Raw genomic sequence first — 13,817 nt, 5'->3', positions numbered from 1 at the left:
GGCCCACGAGCTGAATCAGCCGCTGGCCGCCATCCTGAGCAACGCCGAAGTCGCTCAGCACCTGCTCGAAGGACACGATCCGCCGGTCGAGGAACTGCGCGCCATCATCGCCGACGTCATCGCCGACGATGAACGCGCAGGCGGGATCATCCGGAACATGCGTTCGATGCTGCGACGGCACGACATCGATGCCACGCCGATCGACGTCAATGCGGTGGCGACCGAGATCACGCGTCTGGTGGCGCACGATGCGCAGCTGCGCGGAGGCTCGCTCGACGTCGAACTGGGCGCCGCGCTGCCGCCGGTCACCATCGATGCCATCCAGCTGAAACAGGTGCTGCTCAACCTGGTGGTGAATGCCGTGGATGCGATGGCCGCCATCCGCGTGCGGCGCGCCGTGTCGCTGTCGACGCGCGCGTCCGATGGCGGCGTCCTCATCCAGGTGCGCGACCACGGACCGGGTATTCCGGCGCATGCCCTGCCGCGCCTGTTCGACGCCTTCTTCACCACCAAGCCGGACGGCCTGGGGGTCGGGCTGGCCATCAGTCGGTCGATTCTCGAGGCGGCCGGCGGACGGATTCGCGCCGAGAACATGCCCGACGGCGGCGCGCGCTTCCTGGTGTGGCTGCCGGGGTCGACGGCCACGTCACGCGCCGAGCGGGCGGCGGCGCCCGCCACGGGCGTCACGGCCTGAGGCGGGTCAGCGCTGCGAGACGGGCCCGATCGGGGTGTCGAGGACGCCGATGCGATCGAGCAGGAGCACCAACTCGGGCACCGAATTCACGCCGAGCTTGATCAACCCGCGTGCCCGGTGGAACTTGATGGTGGCCAGCGTGAGGTTGAGGTCGTAGGCGATCTGCTTGTTGAGCTGCCCGCGCGCGACACCGAGACAGACTTCGCGTTCCCTCGGTGTGAGGGACTGGTACCGCGCGTTGAGGGCCGCCAGTTCGCCGTTGGTCTCGAGGATCATCCGATGCCGGTCGACGGCCTCGCCCACCGCGCGCAGCAGGTCCTCGGACCGCACCGGTTTGGTGAGGAAATCGAGGGCCCCACCCTTGAGCGCCTGCGTCGTGGCGGGAATCGTGCCCTGACCGCTCAGGAACAGCGCCGGCTGGGACCAGCCCGCGGCGCGGAGGCGGGCGTGAAACTCCAGGCCCGTCATGTCTGGCATCAGGAGATCGACGAGCACGCAGCCCAGGACCTCGCTCGGGGGACGCTCGAGGAAGGCCGTGGCACTGGGCACCGTCTCCACCGCATAGCCGCCCATCCTGAGGACGCGTCCGATCGCCGTGAGGAAGCTCTCGTCATCGTCGACCGCGAAGACGGTAGCCACCTGAGCCTCTGCCATGATTGGGGCGATCCTAACCCATCCCGCATCGACGGGAGAGTCGGGGGATGCCTCGCCCGCCGGACGCCTCAGCCGTGCCAGCGACGACGCTCACGCGGGTGCCGACAGCCGCCGGCGGAGCCGTGTGGCCACGTCCGGCGTCAGGGGCGCCGCCTGCTGGTGCTCGCGAAGCGCGGCCACCATCGCCGCGAACTCGGCACCGAACCGGGCACAGCGGTCGCACTCGCTCACATGGGCCTGCACCAGGGCCACCGTGTCTGGCGGCAGCGCGCCCTCCAGGTAGTCGCTGAGCTGCTCCAGGACCTCCGAACACCACAGGCCGCCGAGGCGGCGATCACCTGGCAACATCGTGTCCTCCCTTCCGCAACTCCGCCGCGAGCCGCAGCCGCGCGCGATGCAGGCGACTCTTCATGGCCGCGAGGCCGACGCCCAGCAGGGCCGCGGCCTCCTCTCCCGACGTGCCCTCGAGATCGCGCAGGGTGAGAATCTCGCGGTCCTCGGCGGGCAGCGCGGCCAGCGCACTGGCGATGGCCGTGTGCCTCTCGTGCCGGATGGCGAGGCCCTCCGGGTTCGACTGGCCCCAGCCGGCCTGCACGCCCAGGTCCTCGACGGGCGTGTCGTCGAGCGCCTCGCGGGCCTGTCGCTGCCGCAGGCGCGTCGCCGCATGGCGCGTGATGGTGAACAGCCAGCCCCGGGCAGGGCCCTCCCCGCGAAAGGTGCCAGCGGCCTGCCATGCCGACAGGAACGTCTGCTGCAGCAGGTCCTCGCCATCATCTGGGCGCGAGACCTGGGTGCGCGCGAACCGGAACACGCTGGCCTGATGGCGCTCGACGAAGAGGTCGAACGCCCGACGGTCGCCGGCGCCGGCCCTGGCGAGCAGGGCCGCGTCGGTCAGTGCGCCGGGGTCGAGGTGCGAATCGGGCACGTGGAGACGCCGAGCAGAGTGTAGGCCGGGCACGTGCGCAGCAGGCCGGTCAGGATCGGGACCACGCCGATGTAGCCCCAGGCGCCGATGGCCCCGGTGTAGGCGGCGCCGATCAGGGCGGCACCGGCGGCGATGCGCAGCACGCGTTCGATCGGGTGGACGTTGACGGGCAGGATGCGGCTCATGGTGTGGCTCCTCGGCGTGTCGCGCCCGCGGCCATCGCGGTCACTGCCTGTAGAGAGACACGGGCGGGCAAAAGGATTCGCGGCGCCGGCGCGGTCACGTTCCCGGCGTGGCGAACCACTGCTGTCGAGGGCCCATTCACGTCACCGCCCCTCCCGTCCGAAAGGTCAGTCATGCGCTCTGTCGTCATTCCCGTCTCCCGTCGCTCCCAGCCGGTCATCTTCGCCGCGCTCGTCGGCCTGGCCGGCTGTACCCAGCATCTGAACGTCGATGCGGTCGGCCCCTCGATCATCCAGGGCGTGGCCGACCAGGTCGGCCTGAAGCTGGCCCGCGTCACGTGCCCGAGCGATCCGCGGCCGATCAAGGCCAACGACACCTTCGACTGCACGGCCGACGTCGAGGGCGGCGGCGCGTTGACGATCGCCGTGACGCAGACCGACGACACCGGCAACATCACGTGGAAGGTCGCCAGGACCGACGGGCTGCTCGATCTCGCGAAGGTCGAGGCCTCCATCGTCACCGGGCTCAAGACGCAGGCGCAGGTCGACGCCACGGTGACCTGCGGGGGCAAGTGGAAGGCCGCCACGGCCGGGGCCGCCTTCGACTGCGAGGCGACGGCCCCCGATGGGACGCCCATCCCGATCGGCGTCACGGTGACCGACGACGAGGGCAACGTCAGCTGGGAGACGAAGTAGGCGGGGCACCCGCGGCCGACCGCTACTTGAGCAGATCGAACATCCGGCTGTACTTGAGGATCAGGCTGCGGTCCTTGCGCTCGGGGCGCTCGATCAGGTCGTAGAGATACCGGGTGTCGTTGTAGACGATGAAGAGGCCGGTGTTGGCCGCCTGCAGCCAGCCGAAGCGGACGTTCATGGACCACAGGTCGGCGCGATCGTTGTACTGCAGCAGCGACTGGACGAAGGTACGCGGCGTGAACGAGTAGTTGATCCGCGATCGAATGAGGTTGGTGCGGAAACGGCCCCAGGGCAGGTCCACGTCGTTGAGGCTGTACGACGTCTCGGTCGTGAACGTCTCGCCGACGCGCAGGCGCACGGTGTGGTTGGTCGTGACGCGGCTGCCGCCGAAGATGCCGCCGATGTAGGTCTGCAGGTAGTAGCTGGCCGGGGCCCCGAGATTGGTCTGGAAGACGAACTGCCCCTCGGCGTGGTTGTAGGTCCCGGGCGGCACGAAGATGCCCGGGTAGATCTCGAACGGCACGCGCACGCCCTCGGTGGTGAGGTTCATGCCCGTGTGGACCTCGTAGGCGTTGCGGAACTGCCAGTGATTGTCGATGTGCGTGTACATCGTCTCCTGGAAGCCGTCGAAGCCCCAGAAGCTGCGGTAGGAGGCGTGCGGGCGCAGTTCCTGGAGCCCGAGAAAGCGCTTCGGCCTGAAGCGGGTCATGATCCGCATGTCCGGCTTGCGGTAGCCGCGGCGCGTCAGAAAGCCGACCTCGGGATTGAAGTGGTCGCCGACCTGCTGGTAGCCGATGTCGAAATCGGCACGGCGCGTGTTGGTGCGCGACCGCAGGTTGAAGGCCGTGTCGGTCGGCGTGCCGTCGCTTTCGGTCGCGGCGACGAAGCCGGAGATGAAGGTCTGCAGGCCGATGCCGAGGCGCCCATCCACGGCATATGTGCGCCCGGAGTCGTTGGGCCGCGCATAGTCGCCGAAGCCGGCCCGGTTGGTGAACATGACGCCGAGTTGCGATCGGTTGGGCAGCTCGCGATTGAGGCGGATGACGGCGAAGTTGTTGCTCGGCACACCCGCCCGGGTCGCCGTCGGATCGACGCTGTCGGTCTGCATGTTGAGCAGACCGACGTTCCAGTGCCCCACCTTGCCCGAGACACGGCCGCCACCGAGGATCGGGATCGGCTGGCCGCCGGGCCCGATGCCGATCTGCCGACTGAAGAACAGGTCCACCTCGCCGGGATTGCCGACGGCGAAGAAGCCGGCGTTCTCGAGGAAGAACGGCCGCTTCTCGGGGAAGAACAGATTGAAGCGATCGAGGTTGATCTGCTGGTCGTCGACCTCGACCTGCGCGAAGTCGGTGTTGACGGTCGCGTCGAGCGTGAGGCTGGGCGTCAGGTTGTACTTGACGTCCATCCCCGCATCGCCCAGCCAGTTCGTCTTCGCCGGCACCTCGCCGCTGGTCAGCACGTTGCCGAGCACGTACGGCATGATTTTCAGGTTCCGGAAGGTCGGCACCTGGATGCGCTCCACCGCCCCGGCCAGCGACAGCCGCGTGATGGTGAACTGCCGCGGAATCGGCGCCCAGTACGATCGCTCGTTGCGGCGCCGGATGTTGCGCTGGAAGTTGACGCCCCACACCTGCTCGCGCCCCGACGGATAGCGCAGCGTCTTGAACGGAATGGCGAACTCGGCCGACCAGCCGACGTCGGAGATCTTCGCGCGGACCTGCCAGGCCCCATCCCAGTTCAGGTTGAAGCCACTGCCCGACCCGCCCATCTGCATCTGCGCGTTGCTCAGGCCACCGCCGCCCTGCCCCTCGTTGGTGACCTGCCCGTCGTACTCGATGCCGGCGGGATTGGTCCCGAACACGAACCCGTTCTGTCGGTCGCGGTAGGTGTCGAGGATCAGGCGGAACGAGTCGGTCTCTTCCAGGGGAGCGTCACGCCGGGCGTCCGAGACGATGATGCCCGACGGATCGCTGTCGTAGCACACCACCCCGACGTAGAGCGTATCGGCGGTGACGACGAAGCGCACCTCGGTGCGCTCCGTGGACGGCTGGCCTTCGAACGGCTGCTCCTGCCAGAACCCGCTCATGGGCGTCGCCCCGGCCCAGGCCGCATCGCCGAGCACGTCGCCGTCGATCGTCGGCGCCACGGTGGCCGCTGAGGCAGTGCCGGTCGGGCGCGGCATCAGCAGCGGCGAGGCCGTCTGCACGGGGGGCGGAGCGGGCGTCTGCGCCAGCGCCGGCGGGCACAGCGCCACGACCAGCGCGGCGAGCGCAACGGCCGGGCAGCGGGCGTGTGCCGCGAGGCGCGAGGTCGACAACGAACGACGGAGAGGGAGGCGGGCTTCGAACGAGGCGGGCACGGGCACCGCGATCCTATGTCGCGAGGCCCGTTGCCTCAAAGCCCCGTCATCCGCGCGCGGCGGCTCTGTTCGTGAAGAATTCCGTCGTCAGGCGGCGCAACAGCCCGAGCGAGAGCAGCACGGTGAAGATGTTGGGCAGCGCCATCAAGCCGTTGAGCGTGTCCGCGATGTCCCACACGAGGTGCAGCGAGCCGATCGCCCCCAGATAGATGAAGACGAGCCACAGCAGACGATACGGCACCGCCGCGCGGGTCCCCAGCAGATAGACGATGCCGGTCTCGCCGTAGTAGCTCCAACCGATGAGGGTCGAGAACGCGAACAGGACGAGGCTCGTGGTGACGACGATGTTGCCCCACGTGCCCGGGAGTCCGATCGAGAAGGCCTGCCCCGCCAGCGCCGCGCCGGTGGTGCCGCCCTGCCAGGAGTCGGTCACGAGGATGACCAGACCAGTGGTGCTGCACACGAGGATGGTGTCGACGAAGACCTCGAAGATGCCGTAGAGTCCCTGCCGAACCGGGTGGTCCGTCTGCGCCGCGGCATGCACCATCGGCGCGCTGCCGAGGCCCGCCTCGTTGGAGAAGAGACCGCGGGCCACACCGTAGCGCAACGCCATCATCAGGGTGGAGCCGGCAAAGCCGCCAGTCGCCGCCGTGCCGGTGAACGCGCCTTCGAACACGAGGGCGACCGCGTCGGGCACGTGGGCGGCGAACCTCACGAGGATGACGAGCCCGCCGCCAAGATAGAACACCGCCATCGCCGGCACGAGAATCTCGGTCACCTCGCCGATGCGCTTGATGCCGCCCAGGATGACCGCCGCCGAGAGCACCGCCAGGACGACGCCGGTCAGGCCCGGCGCGACGCCGAAGGTGGCGCGCAGGCTGTCGGCCACAGAATTGGCCTGGACCATGTTGCCGATGCCGAAGGCGGCCAGCGACACGAGCAACGCGAAGACGGAGCCGAGCCAGGGCATGCCGAAGCCGGTCTTGAGCGTGTACATCGCCCCACCTCGCATCGTCCCCGTGTCATCCGGCTCCCGGTAGTGCATGGCGATGACGATCTCGGCGAACTTGGTCGCCATGCCGAGCAGGCCCGAGATCCACAGCCAGAACAGGGCCCCTGGCCCTCCGATGGAGATGGCGGTGGCCACCCCGGCGATGTTGCCGACGCCCACCGTCGAGGCCAGGGCGGTCGCGACCGCCTGGAACGGCGACACGGTGCCGGCGCCGGTGCTCTTCTCGAAGAGCCGACCGAGCACCTCGCGCATCGCGACGCCGAGGTAGCGGATCTGCACGCCTCCGGTGACCACCGTGAGCACGACCCCGGTGCCGAGCAGGAGCACGATGGTCGGCCATCCCCAGACATAGCCGTTGAGCCAGCCGTTGGCAGCGGCGATTGCGTCGAGCATGCGCAGAGGGTACGCATTCTGCGCCGCCCCTGTCGCGCGAAAACTGGGCGCCAGGGCCGGCACACGACAAGGACGGAGGATCGAGGAGGGAGGACGGAGGTAGGTTCGAGGTGGGCAAGGACGAAGGATGAAGGTCGGCCGGAGCGCCTCGGTCCTCCTCCGTCCTCCTCTACCCTTTTCTCCTCCGTCCTACCTCCCTCCTCGTTCCTCGGTCCTCCGTCCTCGCCCGGGGGGTACACTCGAACGCCTCGATGAATCCCTGGGAGACGATCGGAGACGCCACCACGCCCGACGGCACGCGCATCACGCTGCGTCGGCGTGGCCACGAGTTCCTGCTGCTGGCCGACGGTCGCAGCCTGATGCCGAGTACCATCACCGGCTCGGAGGAGGCGCTGGCGACGATCGGGTGCCGGCACCTCAAGACCAGGCGCGAGGCACGCGTCCTGATCGGGGGGCTCGGCATGGGGTTCACCGTGCGCGCCGCGCTCGACGTGCTGCCGGCCGATGCCACCGTGGTCGTTGCCGAGCTGGTGCCGGAGGTCCTTGCCTGGAACCAGCAGTACCTGGGTCATCTCGCGAAGGAGCCGCTGGCCGACACGCGGGTCCGCGTCGAGATTGGTGACGCCCTGCACGTGCTCCGCACGGTCACGCCGGGATTCGATGCCGTGCTGCTCGACGTCGACAACGGGCCGGCCGAGTTCGCCGCCGAGGGCAATGACGCCCTCTACGGGCGTGCCGGCCTGTATTCGATTCGCCAGGCGCTGCGGCCCGGCGGCGTGCTGGCCGTCTGGTCGGCCTGGGAGGATCGCCGCTTCGCCCGACGACTCGACTCCCTGGGCTATGCCGTCACGCTCGAGCGGGTGCGCAGCCATGGGCGGCGAGGCGCCCGGCACTTCATCTACCGCGCCGTGCCGCGCGGCTGACGTCCGGCGTCAGGACGCGCCCACGGCCCCGGGACTGGCCGCCGCCACGCCGCAGCCCGTAGCGGACATTTGCCGGCGCGGTGGGGAATTTGCCACCGCCCTGCCGGCAGCCGCCGTCGCGCACGGGCCAGCCATGGCCAGTTTTCTCCAGAGATCTCGTGAGATGCCGCCAGCGCCGGACGGCGCCGGGAACCCGGCACATGGCCTGCAGACGTCGAGCCGGAGGCGATCGACATGCGCCGATTCACGACCCGCCAGCGACTGATCACGATGACGGCGCTCGGGGCAACCCTGCTCGGAGGCCTGACGGTCCTGCGGCTGGACGCACAGACCACCGACCGCCGCAACCCCGTCCGCGCCGCGTACATGCGCGCCCACTTCAATCAGGTGCTCTCGATGCACGACGCCGTCGCCCGCGGCGACCTGGCCGAGGCGAAGAAGCAGGCCGCTGCCCTGGCCACCGACGGCCCGAACGTGCCGATGCCGCCAGGCGCCGAAGCCTTCCATGGCGCCCTGACCCAAGCGGCACGCGACGCCGCCAACGCCGCCACGCTGGCCGACGCGGCCCAGGCGACGGCCACCATGCTCGGCACCTGCGGGCAGTGCCACAAGGCCAACAGCGTGCGGGCGACCGTCCCGCCGGGCAAGGACATCGTGATCGGCGGGCTGGTCGGCCACATGCTCCTCCACCAGAAGGGCGCCGACGACCTCCTCGAAGGCCTCGTCGCCCCGTCGGAGACGCAGTGGGTCGAAGGGGTCCGCATCTTCGCCAGTCCGAAGCTCGAGGCCGAGCACGTCCCCGGGAAGATACGCAAGACGATGGCGCACGGCGAGACGGAACTGGCCGTGCTGGCCGGGCATGCGGCGCAGGCGCACCGGACCCGCGATCGCACCGAGATCTACGGGCAAGTGCTGACGACCTGCGGCACCTGCCACCGCGGTCATTCGCGCTTTGCCGGCCCGGACCGTCGCTGACCTGCCGTCAGTACAGCAGCCGCGCCTTGATCGTCCCGTCCAGCGCCGCGAGTTCGCGGCGCAGGGCGGGCGTGTCGGCATCGGGGTCGGTATCGACGTCGATCACGACGTAGCCGATGCTCTGGCTCGTCTGCAGGTACTGCGCCGCCACGTTGACGCGATGCCCGGAGAACACGTCGTTGATGCGCGACAGCATGCCGGGCCGATTGTGGTGGATGTGCAGCAGCCGGTGCTTGCCCGGATGGCCGGGCAAGGTCACTTCCGGGAAGTTCACCGCCGACAGCGTGGTGCCGTTGTTGCTGTAGGTCAGCAGCTTCTCGGCGACCTCCAGGCCGATCGCTTCCTGCGCCTCTGCCGTGCTGCCGCCGATGTGCGGCGTCAGCAGCACGTTGTCGAGCCCGCGCAACGGCGACCGGAACTCGTCGGTGTTGGACTCGGGTTCGTGCGGGAACACGTCGAGCGCCGCGCCGCCGAGATGACCGCTGCGCAAGGCGTCGGCGAGGGCCTCGATGTCGACCACCGTGCCGCGTGAGGCATTGATCAGGTGCCCGCCGGGCTTCATCATCCGCAGTTGGTCCGCGCCGATCAGTCCCTGCGTCTGGGCGGTTTCCGGCACGTGCAGGGTCACGACGTCAGCAGCCCCGAGCAGGCCGTCGAGCGACCGCACGGGCTGCGCGTTGCCCAGCGCGAGTTTGGTGACGATGTCGTAGTAGACGACGCGCATGCCCAGCGATTCGGCCAGCACGCCGACCTGGGTGCCGATGTGGCCGTAGCCGACGATCCCCAGCGTCTTGCCCCGCACCTCGTACGACCCGGCCGGTGACTTGTCCCACTCGCCGCGATGCGCACGAGCGTTGCGCCGCGGCACGCCGCGCAGCAGCATCACGATCTCGGCGATCACCAGTTCGGCCACGCTGCGCGTGTTGGAGAACGGCGCGTTGAACACCGGCACCCCGAGGGTCTCCGCGGCGCGCAGGTCGATCTGGTTGGTGCCGATGCAGAAGGCCCCGATGGCGATGAGCTTGGGCGCGGCGGCGAGGATCTCCGCGGTCAGTTGCGTGCGCGACCGGATTCCGAGCACATGCGCGTCGGCGATGGCGTCCTTGAGATCCTGGCCATCGAGCGCGCGCGGGTGCTGCTGGATGCTGGTGTAGCCGTCGGCCCGCAGCGCCTCCACGGCGCTCTGGTGCACCGATTCGAGCAGCACGACCTTGATGAGGGACTTGTCGTACGAAATCTGCGAGGACGCCGGCGCCACAGCCATCCCGGGATCGTCGCAGGGCGCACCGCGCCGTGTCAAAGCCATGACACAGGTCGGCCGCCGCCTCGCCTAGGGGACGGGCGCGTACGACACGAAGGCGAACCTCGTGCTGTCGGGCGACCAGGAGGGGACGTTGAGGGTGCCCTGCCCGCCGAAGACGGGAAACAGCACGCGCGGCGTCGCCTGCGGGACGCCGAGCGGCAGCAGGCGCAGCACGACGTCCTTGTGCGCCGGATGGCCCTCGATGGTCGCGTCGAAGGACACGAAGACCAGCCACCTGCCGTCCGGTGAGGGATGGGGGAACCAGTCGCCGTACTGCGGGTCGACGGTCACCTGCTGCTGGTTCGAGCCGTCGGGCCGCATCCGCCAGATGCGCATCGCCCCGGTGCGGACCGAGTTGAAGTAGATCCACTGCCCGTCCGGCGAATAGTCCGGGCCGTCGTCCAGGCCGGGCGCCGTGGTCAGCCGGGTCTCCGGGCCGCCGTCGACGGGCATCGTGTAGATGTCGAAGTCCCCGTTGCGGTTGCCGACGTAGGCCAGCGTCCGCCCGTCCGGGGACCAGCCATGCCAGTAGGACGGCGTCTGCGGCGTCAGGAGGCGCGGTGTGCCGCCGGTCGCGGCCACGACGTACACGGACGACGACGGGCGGCAACTGATGGCGAGCAGACGGCCGTCCGGCGAGTACCCGTGGTCGTTGTTGCAGCCCTCGACGGCCCCGAGGTCCAGCTTCTCGAGCGCACCTCCCTCGACGGGCACCCGGTACAGCGCGCCCTGCTGGTTGATCAGGAGGTGTCGGCCGTCACGCGACCAGTTCGGGGCCTCGAAGCGGATCGGGCCCCGATGGACGACTCGCCGGGTGCCGGTCGCGACGTCGACGATCTCGAGGCGGCTTTCGTAGGCGGGCGCCGAACGCGCCGCAGGAGGGACGGGCGTGGGAGGCGTGAGCGGTTGCGCTGCCACGTGAAGCGGCAGCGCAACGCAGAGCGACGCGAGGAGGCGAGGCAGCATGCCTGCGCATCCTATCCGACCAACGAACTCAGGCGACGCGACGACGGCGCGCGACGACCGCGGCGACGCCGAGACCAGCCAGCGTCAGGGTCATGGGCTCCGGCACGGCGTTCAGGGGGGCGACGACCTCGTAGAAGTTCTCCCCGAGCAGGGCGTGTGCGCTCGCGGTCGGGTGCACCTCGTCCCAGAACAGGTAGGACGCCGGCGTGGCGCACTGGAACGTCGGCCCCGCGACCGCGAGCGGAAAGCCCTGGTAGCACTCGTCGTCCACGTTCGTGAAGCCGTAGTTGGACGGGTCGGCCACGACCTTGTTGAAGTACTCCGCCGTGTCGAAGGTCAGCAGTTCGATGCCTGGCAGCATGCCCGGTCCAGAGAGCCGCTGGGCCAGCTGAGCGTTGAAGTAGCTCGTCAGCGGTCCCAGCGCCGGATCGCCACCAGGCACCAGGCTCAGATCCGGAAGATTGGGCACGAAGAATCGCCGAGCCCCAGCCGCGTACAGGGCCCAGATCATGTCCTGGACGTTCTCGGTCGCGTCATCGGCGGTATCGATCGAGGGGGCCATGAACAGGTCGTTGGCGCCGCCCCAGATGAAGAACAGCGCGTCCGGGTCGATCGGCCCCGTGAGCGTGGACAGGAACAGCGGCAACTGCGCGTTGAACATACCCGTCGCCACCGGCATCGTGATGCCGTAGGTCGAGACGATGTTGTCGGGACCATCGGGCACGGCCGGATCGTTCGATCGGGGCACGGGTCCGGTGGCTGCGCCGATGACCGCGTAGTTGTTTCCGCCCACGACCGGCGTCAACGCCGGCGTCAGGGGAAGACCCAGTTGCGCGGCCAGCACTTCGGCCGCCGTGAGTCCGTTGGTCGCGCGGCCGGGGGCGTAGGGGGCGTTGGGCACCGAGATGCCCAGCGTGGCGCCAATCAACGACAGATTGCCGTTGTCGGACAGGCTGTCGCCGAAGACGTACAGCGCGCTGATCGGACCAGCGGCAGCTGGCGTGGCGCTCACCACGAGGGTGGCGGCAAGGAGCAGGGGCGTGAGTCGCATTGCCCCCTTGGACGCCTCGACGGCGAAACGGATCCCGAACCGGGATCGGTTTACAGATCTGCGTCAGGCCATCGCGAGGAACTGCACCTTCGGGTTCTCCCGCTCACAGAACTGCAAGTCCCACTCGGACGGAAACAGCAGCACCCGTCGCCCGGCGCGGTCCGTGGTGGACATCACGTTGTTGGGCAACGTCAGGCGGGTGTTGGCGTCGGCCTGCACCCAGCGCGCCGCGACATAGGACAGCTTCTCGGTGCGGCACGCGACGCCGTACTCCTCGCGCATCCGGGCCTCGATGATGTCGAACTGCAGCGCGCCCACGACGCCGAGGATCGGGTAGCGTGCCCCATGCACCGGGAAGACCACCTGCATCAGGCCCTCTTCCTCCAGCTGCCGCACACCATCGTCGAACTGCTTGAAGCGGACGTCCTGCAGCTTCAGCGCGCCGAAGTGCTCGGCCGGGAAATGCGGGATCGGCGGGTACACCACCGGCACGCCGGCGTAGAGCGTGTCGCCGATGCCGAAGCGACCCGGGTTCACGAGGCCGACGACATCCCCCGGGAACGCCTCTTCGATGGTCTCGCGGTCCCGGCCGAAGAACCGGCTCGGTCGCGACAGCCGCACCGGGGCCTGCAGCCGCGTGTTGACCACCTGCATGTCCTTGGTGAGCACGCCGGAACACACGCGGACGAACGCTACCCGGTCGCGGTGCTTCGGGTTCATGTTCGCCTGAATCTTGAAGACGAAGCCGCTGAAGTCCGGGCGCAGCGGGTCGATCGGCGTGCCGTCCTCGGCCGGCCGTGCCTGCGGGCAGGGCGCGTACTGCACGAGGGCCTCGAGGAAGGACTCCAGGCCGAAGTTGGTCAGTGCGCTGCCGAAGAACACGGGCGTCTGGCGCGCCGCACGGTAGGCGTCCAGATCGAAGTGTGTGCCGGCAGCCTCGAGCAGGTGCACCCCCTCGAGCAGTTCGTCGCGCGCCTGCTCCCCGATCAGGTCGACCAGGTGCGGGTCGTCGGCACCGGTCACCGTGACGGGCGCCCGCCGGGCGCTCCGGGCGATGCGCTCGTAGAACAGCACCTGCTGCCGGCGCAGGTCGTAGACGCCCTTGAAGCGATCGCCGGTGCCGATCGGCCAGTTCATCGGCGCGGCCGAGACCCCCAGCACGCGCTCGATCTCGTCGAGAAGGTCGAGCGGATCGCGGCCCGGCAGGTCCAGCTTGTTCACGAACGTGAGCATCGGCAGCTTGCGCCGACTGGCCACCTCGAACAGCTTGCGCGTCTGCGTCTCGATGCCCTTGGCGGCATCGATCACCATCACGACGCTGTCGGCCGCCAGCAGCGTGCGGTACGTGTCCTCGCTGAAGTCCTTGTGCCCCGGGGTGTCCAGCAGCGTGACGCGGCAGCCGTGCAGCTCGAACTCCAGCGCCGCCGACGTGATGGAGATGCCGCGCTCGCGCTCGATGTCCATCCAGTCGGAGACCACGGCGCGCTGCGAGGCCCGGCCCTTGACCGCGCCGGCCAGCTCGATGGCCCCGGCGTAGAGCAGGGTCTTCTCGGTGAGGGTGGTCTTGCCCGCGTCAGGGTGGGAGATGATCGCGAACGTGCGCCGGCGCTCCACTTCGCGCCGCAGCGCCTCTGACACGGCCGGACCCGTAGAAGACATCCGCACATTGTACCGGGTACCG

14 protein-coding genes are annotated in these 13,817 nt (G+C 69.3%); 4 read left to right on the top strand and 10 right to left on the bottom strand.

The window, feature by feature from the left end; genetic code table 11:
- On the top strand, window positions 1-694 hold a 694-nt coding region (locus Q0C41_RS08855; protein ID WP_291982943.1), incomplete at its 5' end, for an ATP-binding protein.
- Between the two features lie 6 nt (window positions 695-700).
- On the opposite strand, the gene Q0C41_RS08850 is transcribed toward Q0C41_RS08855, so the two are convergent.
- The 4 genes from Q0C41_RS08850 to Q0C41_RS08835 form a co-directional block, all read right to left on the bottom strand.
- Entirely contained in the window at window positions 701-1,348 is a 648-nt protein-coding gene (locus Q0C41_RS08850) for a response regulator (RefSeq protein ID WP_291982941.1), read from the bottom strand.
- 90 nt (window positions 1,349-1,438) lie between these two features.
- Window positions 1,439-1,696: an anti-sigma factor gene (locus Q0C41_RS08845; protein ID WP_291982939.1), complete on the bottom strand. Its 258-nt coding sequence runs from the start codon at window positions 1,694-1,696 to the stop codon at window positions 1,439-1,441.
- Entirely contained in the window at window positions 1,683-2,273 is a 591-nt protein-coding gene (locus tag Q0C41_RS08840; protein ID WP_291982937.1) for a sigma-70 family RNA polymerase sigma factor, read from the bottom strand. Before Q0C41_RS08840 ends, Q0C41_RS08845 begins: the two co-directional genes overlap by 14 nt.
- Entirely contained in the window at window positions 2,240-2,446 is a 207-nt protein-coding gene (locus Q0C41_RS08835; RefSeq protein ID WP_367079186.1) for a DUF2892 domain-containing protein, read from the bottom strand. The genes Q0C41_RS08840 and Q0C41_RS08835 overlap by 34 nt, the downstream gene beginning before the upstream one ends.
- Before the next feature lie 183 nt (window positions 2,447-2,629).
- Between Q0C41_RS08835 and Q0C41_RS08830 the strand changes: the two genes are divergently transcribed.
- A complete protein-coding gene (locus Q0C41_RS08830) occupies window positions 2,630-3,151 on the top strand; it encodes a DUF4333 domain-containing protein (RefSeq protein ID WP_291982933.1) in 522 nt (173 codons plus the stop codon).
- A gap of 22 nt (window positions 3,152-3,173) precedes the next feature.
- On the opposite strand, the gene Q0C41_RS08825 is transcribed toward Q0C41_RS08830, so the two are convergent.
- Window positions 3,174-5,513: a DUF5916 domain-containing protein gene (locus Q0C41_RS08825; protein WP_291982931.1), complete on the bottom strand. Its 2,340-nt coding sequence runs from the start codon at window positions 5,511-5,513 to the stop codon at window positions 3,174-3,176.
- A 46-nt stretch (window positions 5,514-5,559) separates the two neighbouring features.
- A complete protein-coding gene (locus Q0C41_RS08820; protein ID WP_291982929.1) occupies window positions 5,560-6,918 on the bottom strand; it encodes a sodium:alanine symporter family protein in 1,359 nt (452 codons plus the stop codon).
- A gap of 251 nt (window positions 6,919-7,169) precedes the next feature.
- Between Q0C41_RS08820 and Q0C41_RS08815 the strand changes: the two genes are divergently transcribed.
- Both Q0C41_RS08815 and Q0C41_RS08810 read left to right on the top strand, forming a co-directional pair.
- Entirely contained in the window at window positions 7,170-7,841 is a 672-nt protein-coding gene (locus tag Q0C41_RS08815; protein ID WP_291982927.1) for a hypothetical protein, read from the top strand.
- Window positions 7,842-8,075: 234 nt separating this feature from the next.
- Window positions 8,076-8,816, top strand: coding sequence for a hypothetical protein (locus Q0C41_RS08810; protein ID WP_291982926.1), 741 nt, complete (start codon window positions 8,076-8,078; stop codon window positions 8,814-8,816).
- Window positions 8,817-8,823: 7 nt separating this feature from the next.
- Here Q0C41_RS08810 and serA read toward each other — a convergent pair whose 3' ends face one another.
- The 4 genes from serA to Q0C41_RS08790 all read right to left on the bottom strand — a co-directional run bounded on the left by serA (window position 8,824) and on the right by Q0C41_RS08790 (window position 13,795).
- The gene (gene serA, locus Q0C41_RS08805) at window positions 8,824-10,080 is read right to left on the bottom strand and encodes a phosphoglycerate dehydrogenase (protein ID WP_291982924.1); all 1,257 of its coding nucleotides are present in this window, start codon (window positions 10,078-10,080) and stop codon (window positions 8,824-8,826) included.
- 66 nt (window positions 10,081-10,146) lie between these two features.
- Entirely contained in the window at window positions 10,147-11,085 is a 939-nt protein-coding gene (locus tag Q0C41_RS08800; RefSeq protein ID WP_291982923.1) for a hypothetical protein, read from the bottom strand.
- A gap of 28 nt (window positions 11,086-11,113) precedes the next feature.
- Window positions 11,114-12,136 carry an SGNH/GDSL hydrolase family protein gene (locus tag Q0C41_RS08795; RefSeq protein WP_291982921.1) on the bottom strand — a complete coding sequence of 341 codons (1,023 nt, stop codon included), beginning with the start codon at window positions 12,134-12,136 and terminating at the stop codon, window positions 11,114-11,116.
- A gap of 63 nt (window positions 12,137-12,199) precedes the next feature.
- Entirely contained in the window at window positions 12,200-13,795 is a 1,596-nt protein-coding gene (locus Q0C41_RS08790) for a peptide chain release factor 3 (RefSeq protein ID WP_291982919.1), read from the bottom strand.
- Window positions 13,796-13,817: the final 22 nt, after the last annotated feature.

This window comes from Luteitalea sp., assembly GCF_022842525.1.
Classification (GTDB): domain Bacteria; phylum Acidobacteriota; class Vicinamibacteria; order Vicinamibacterales; family Vicinamibacteraceae; genus Luteitalea.
This window is presented reverse-complemented; position numbering and strand designations above follow the sequence as displayed.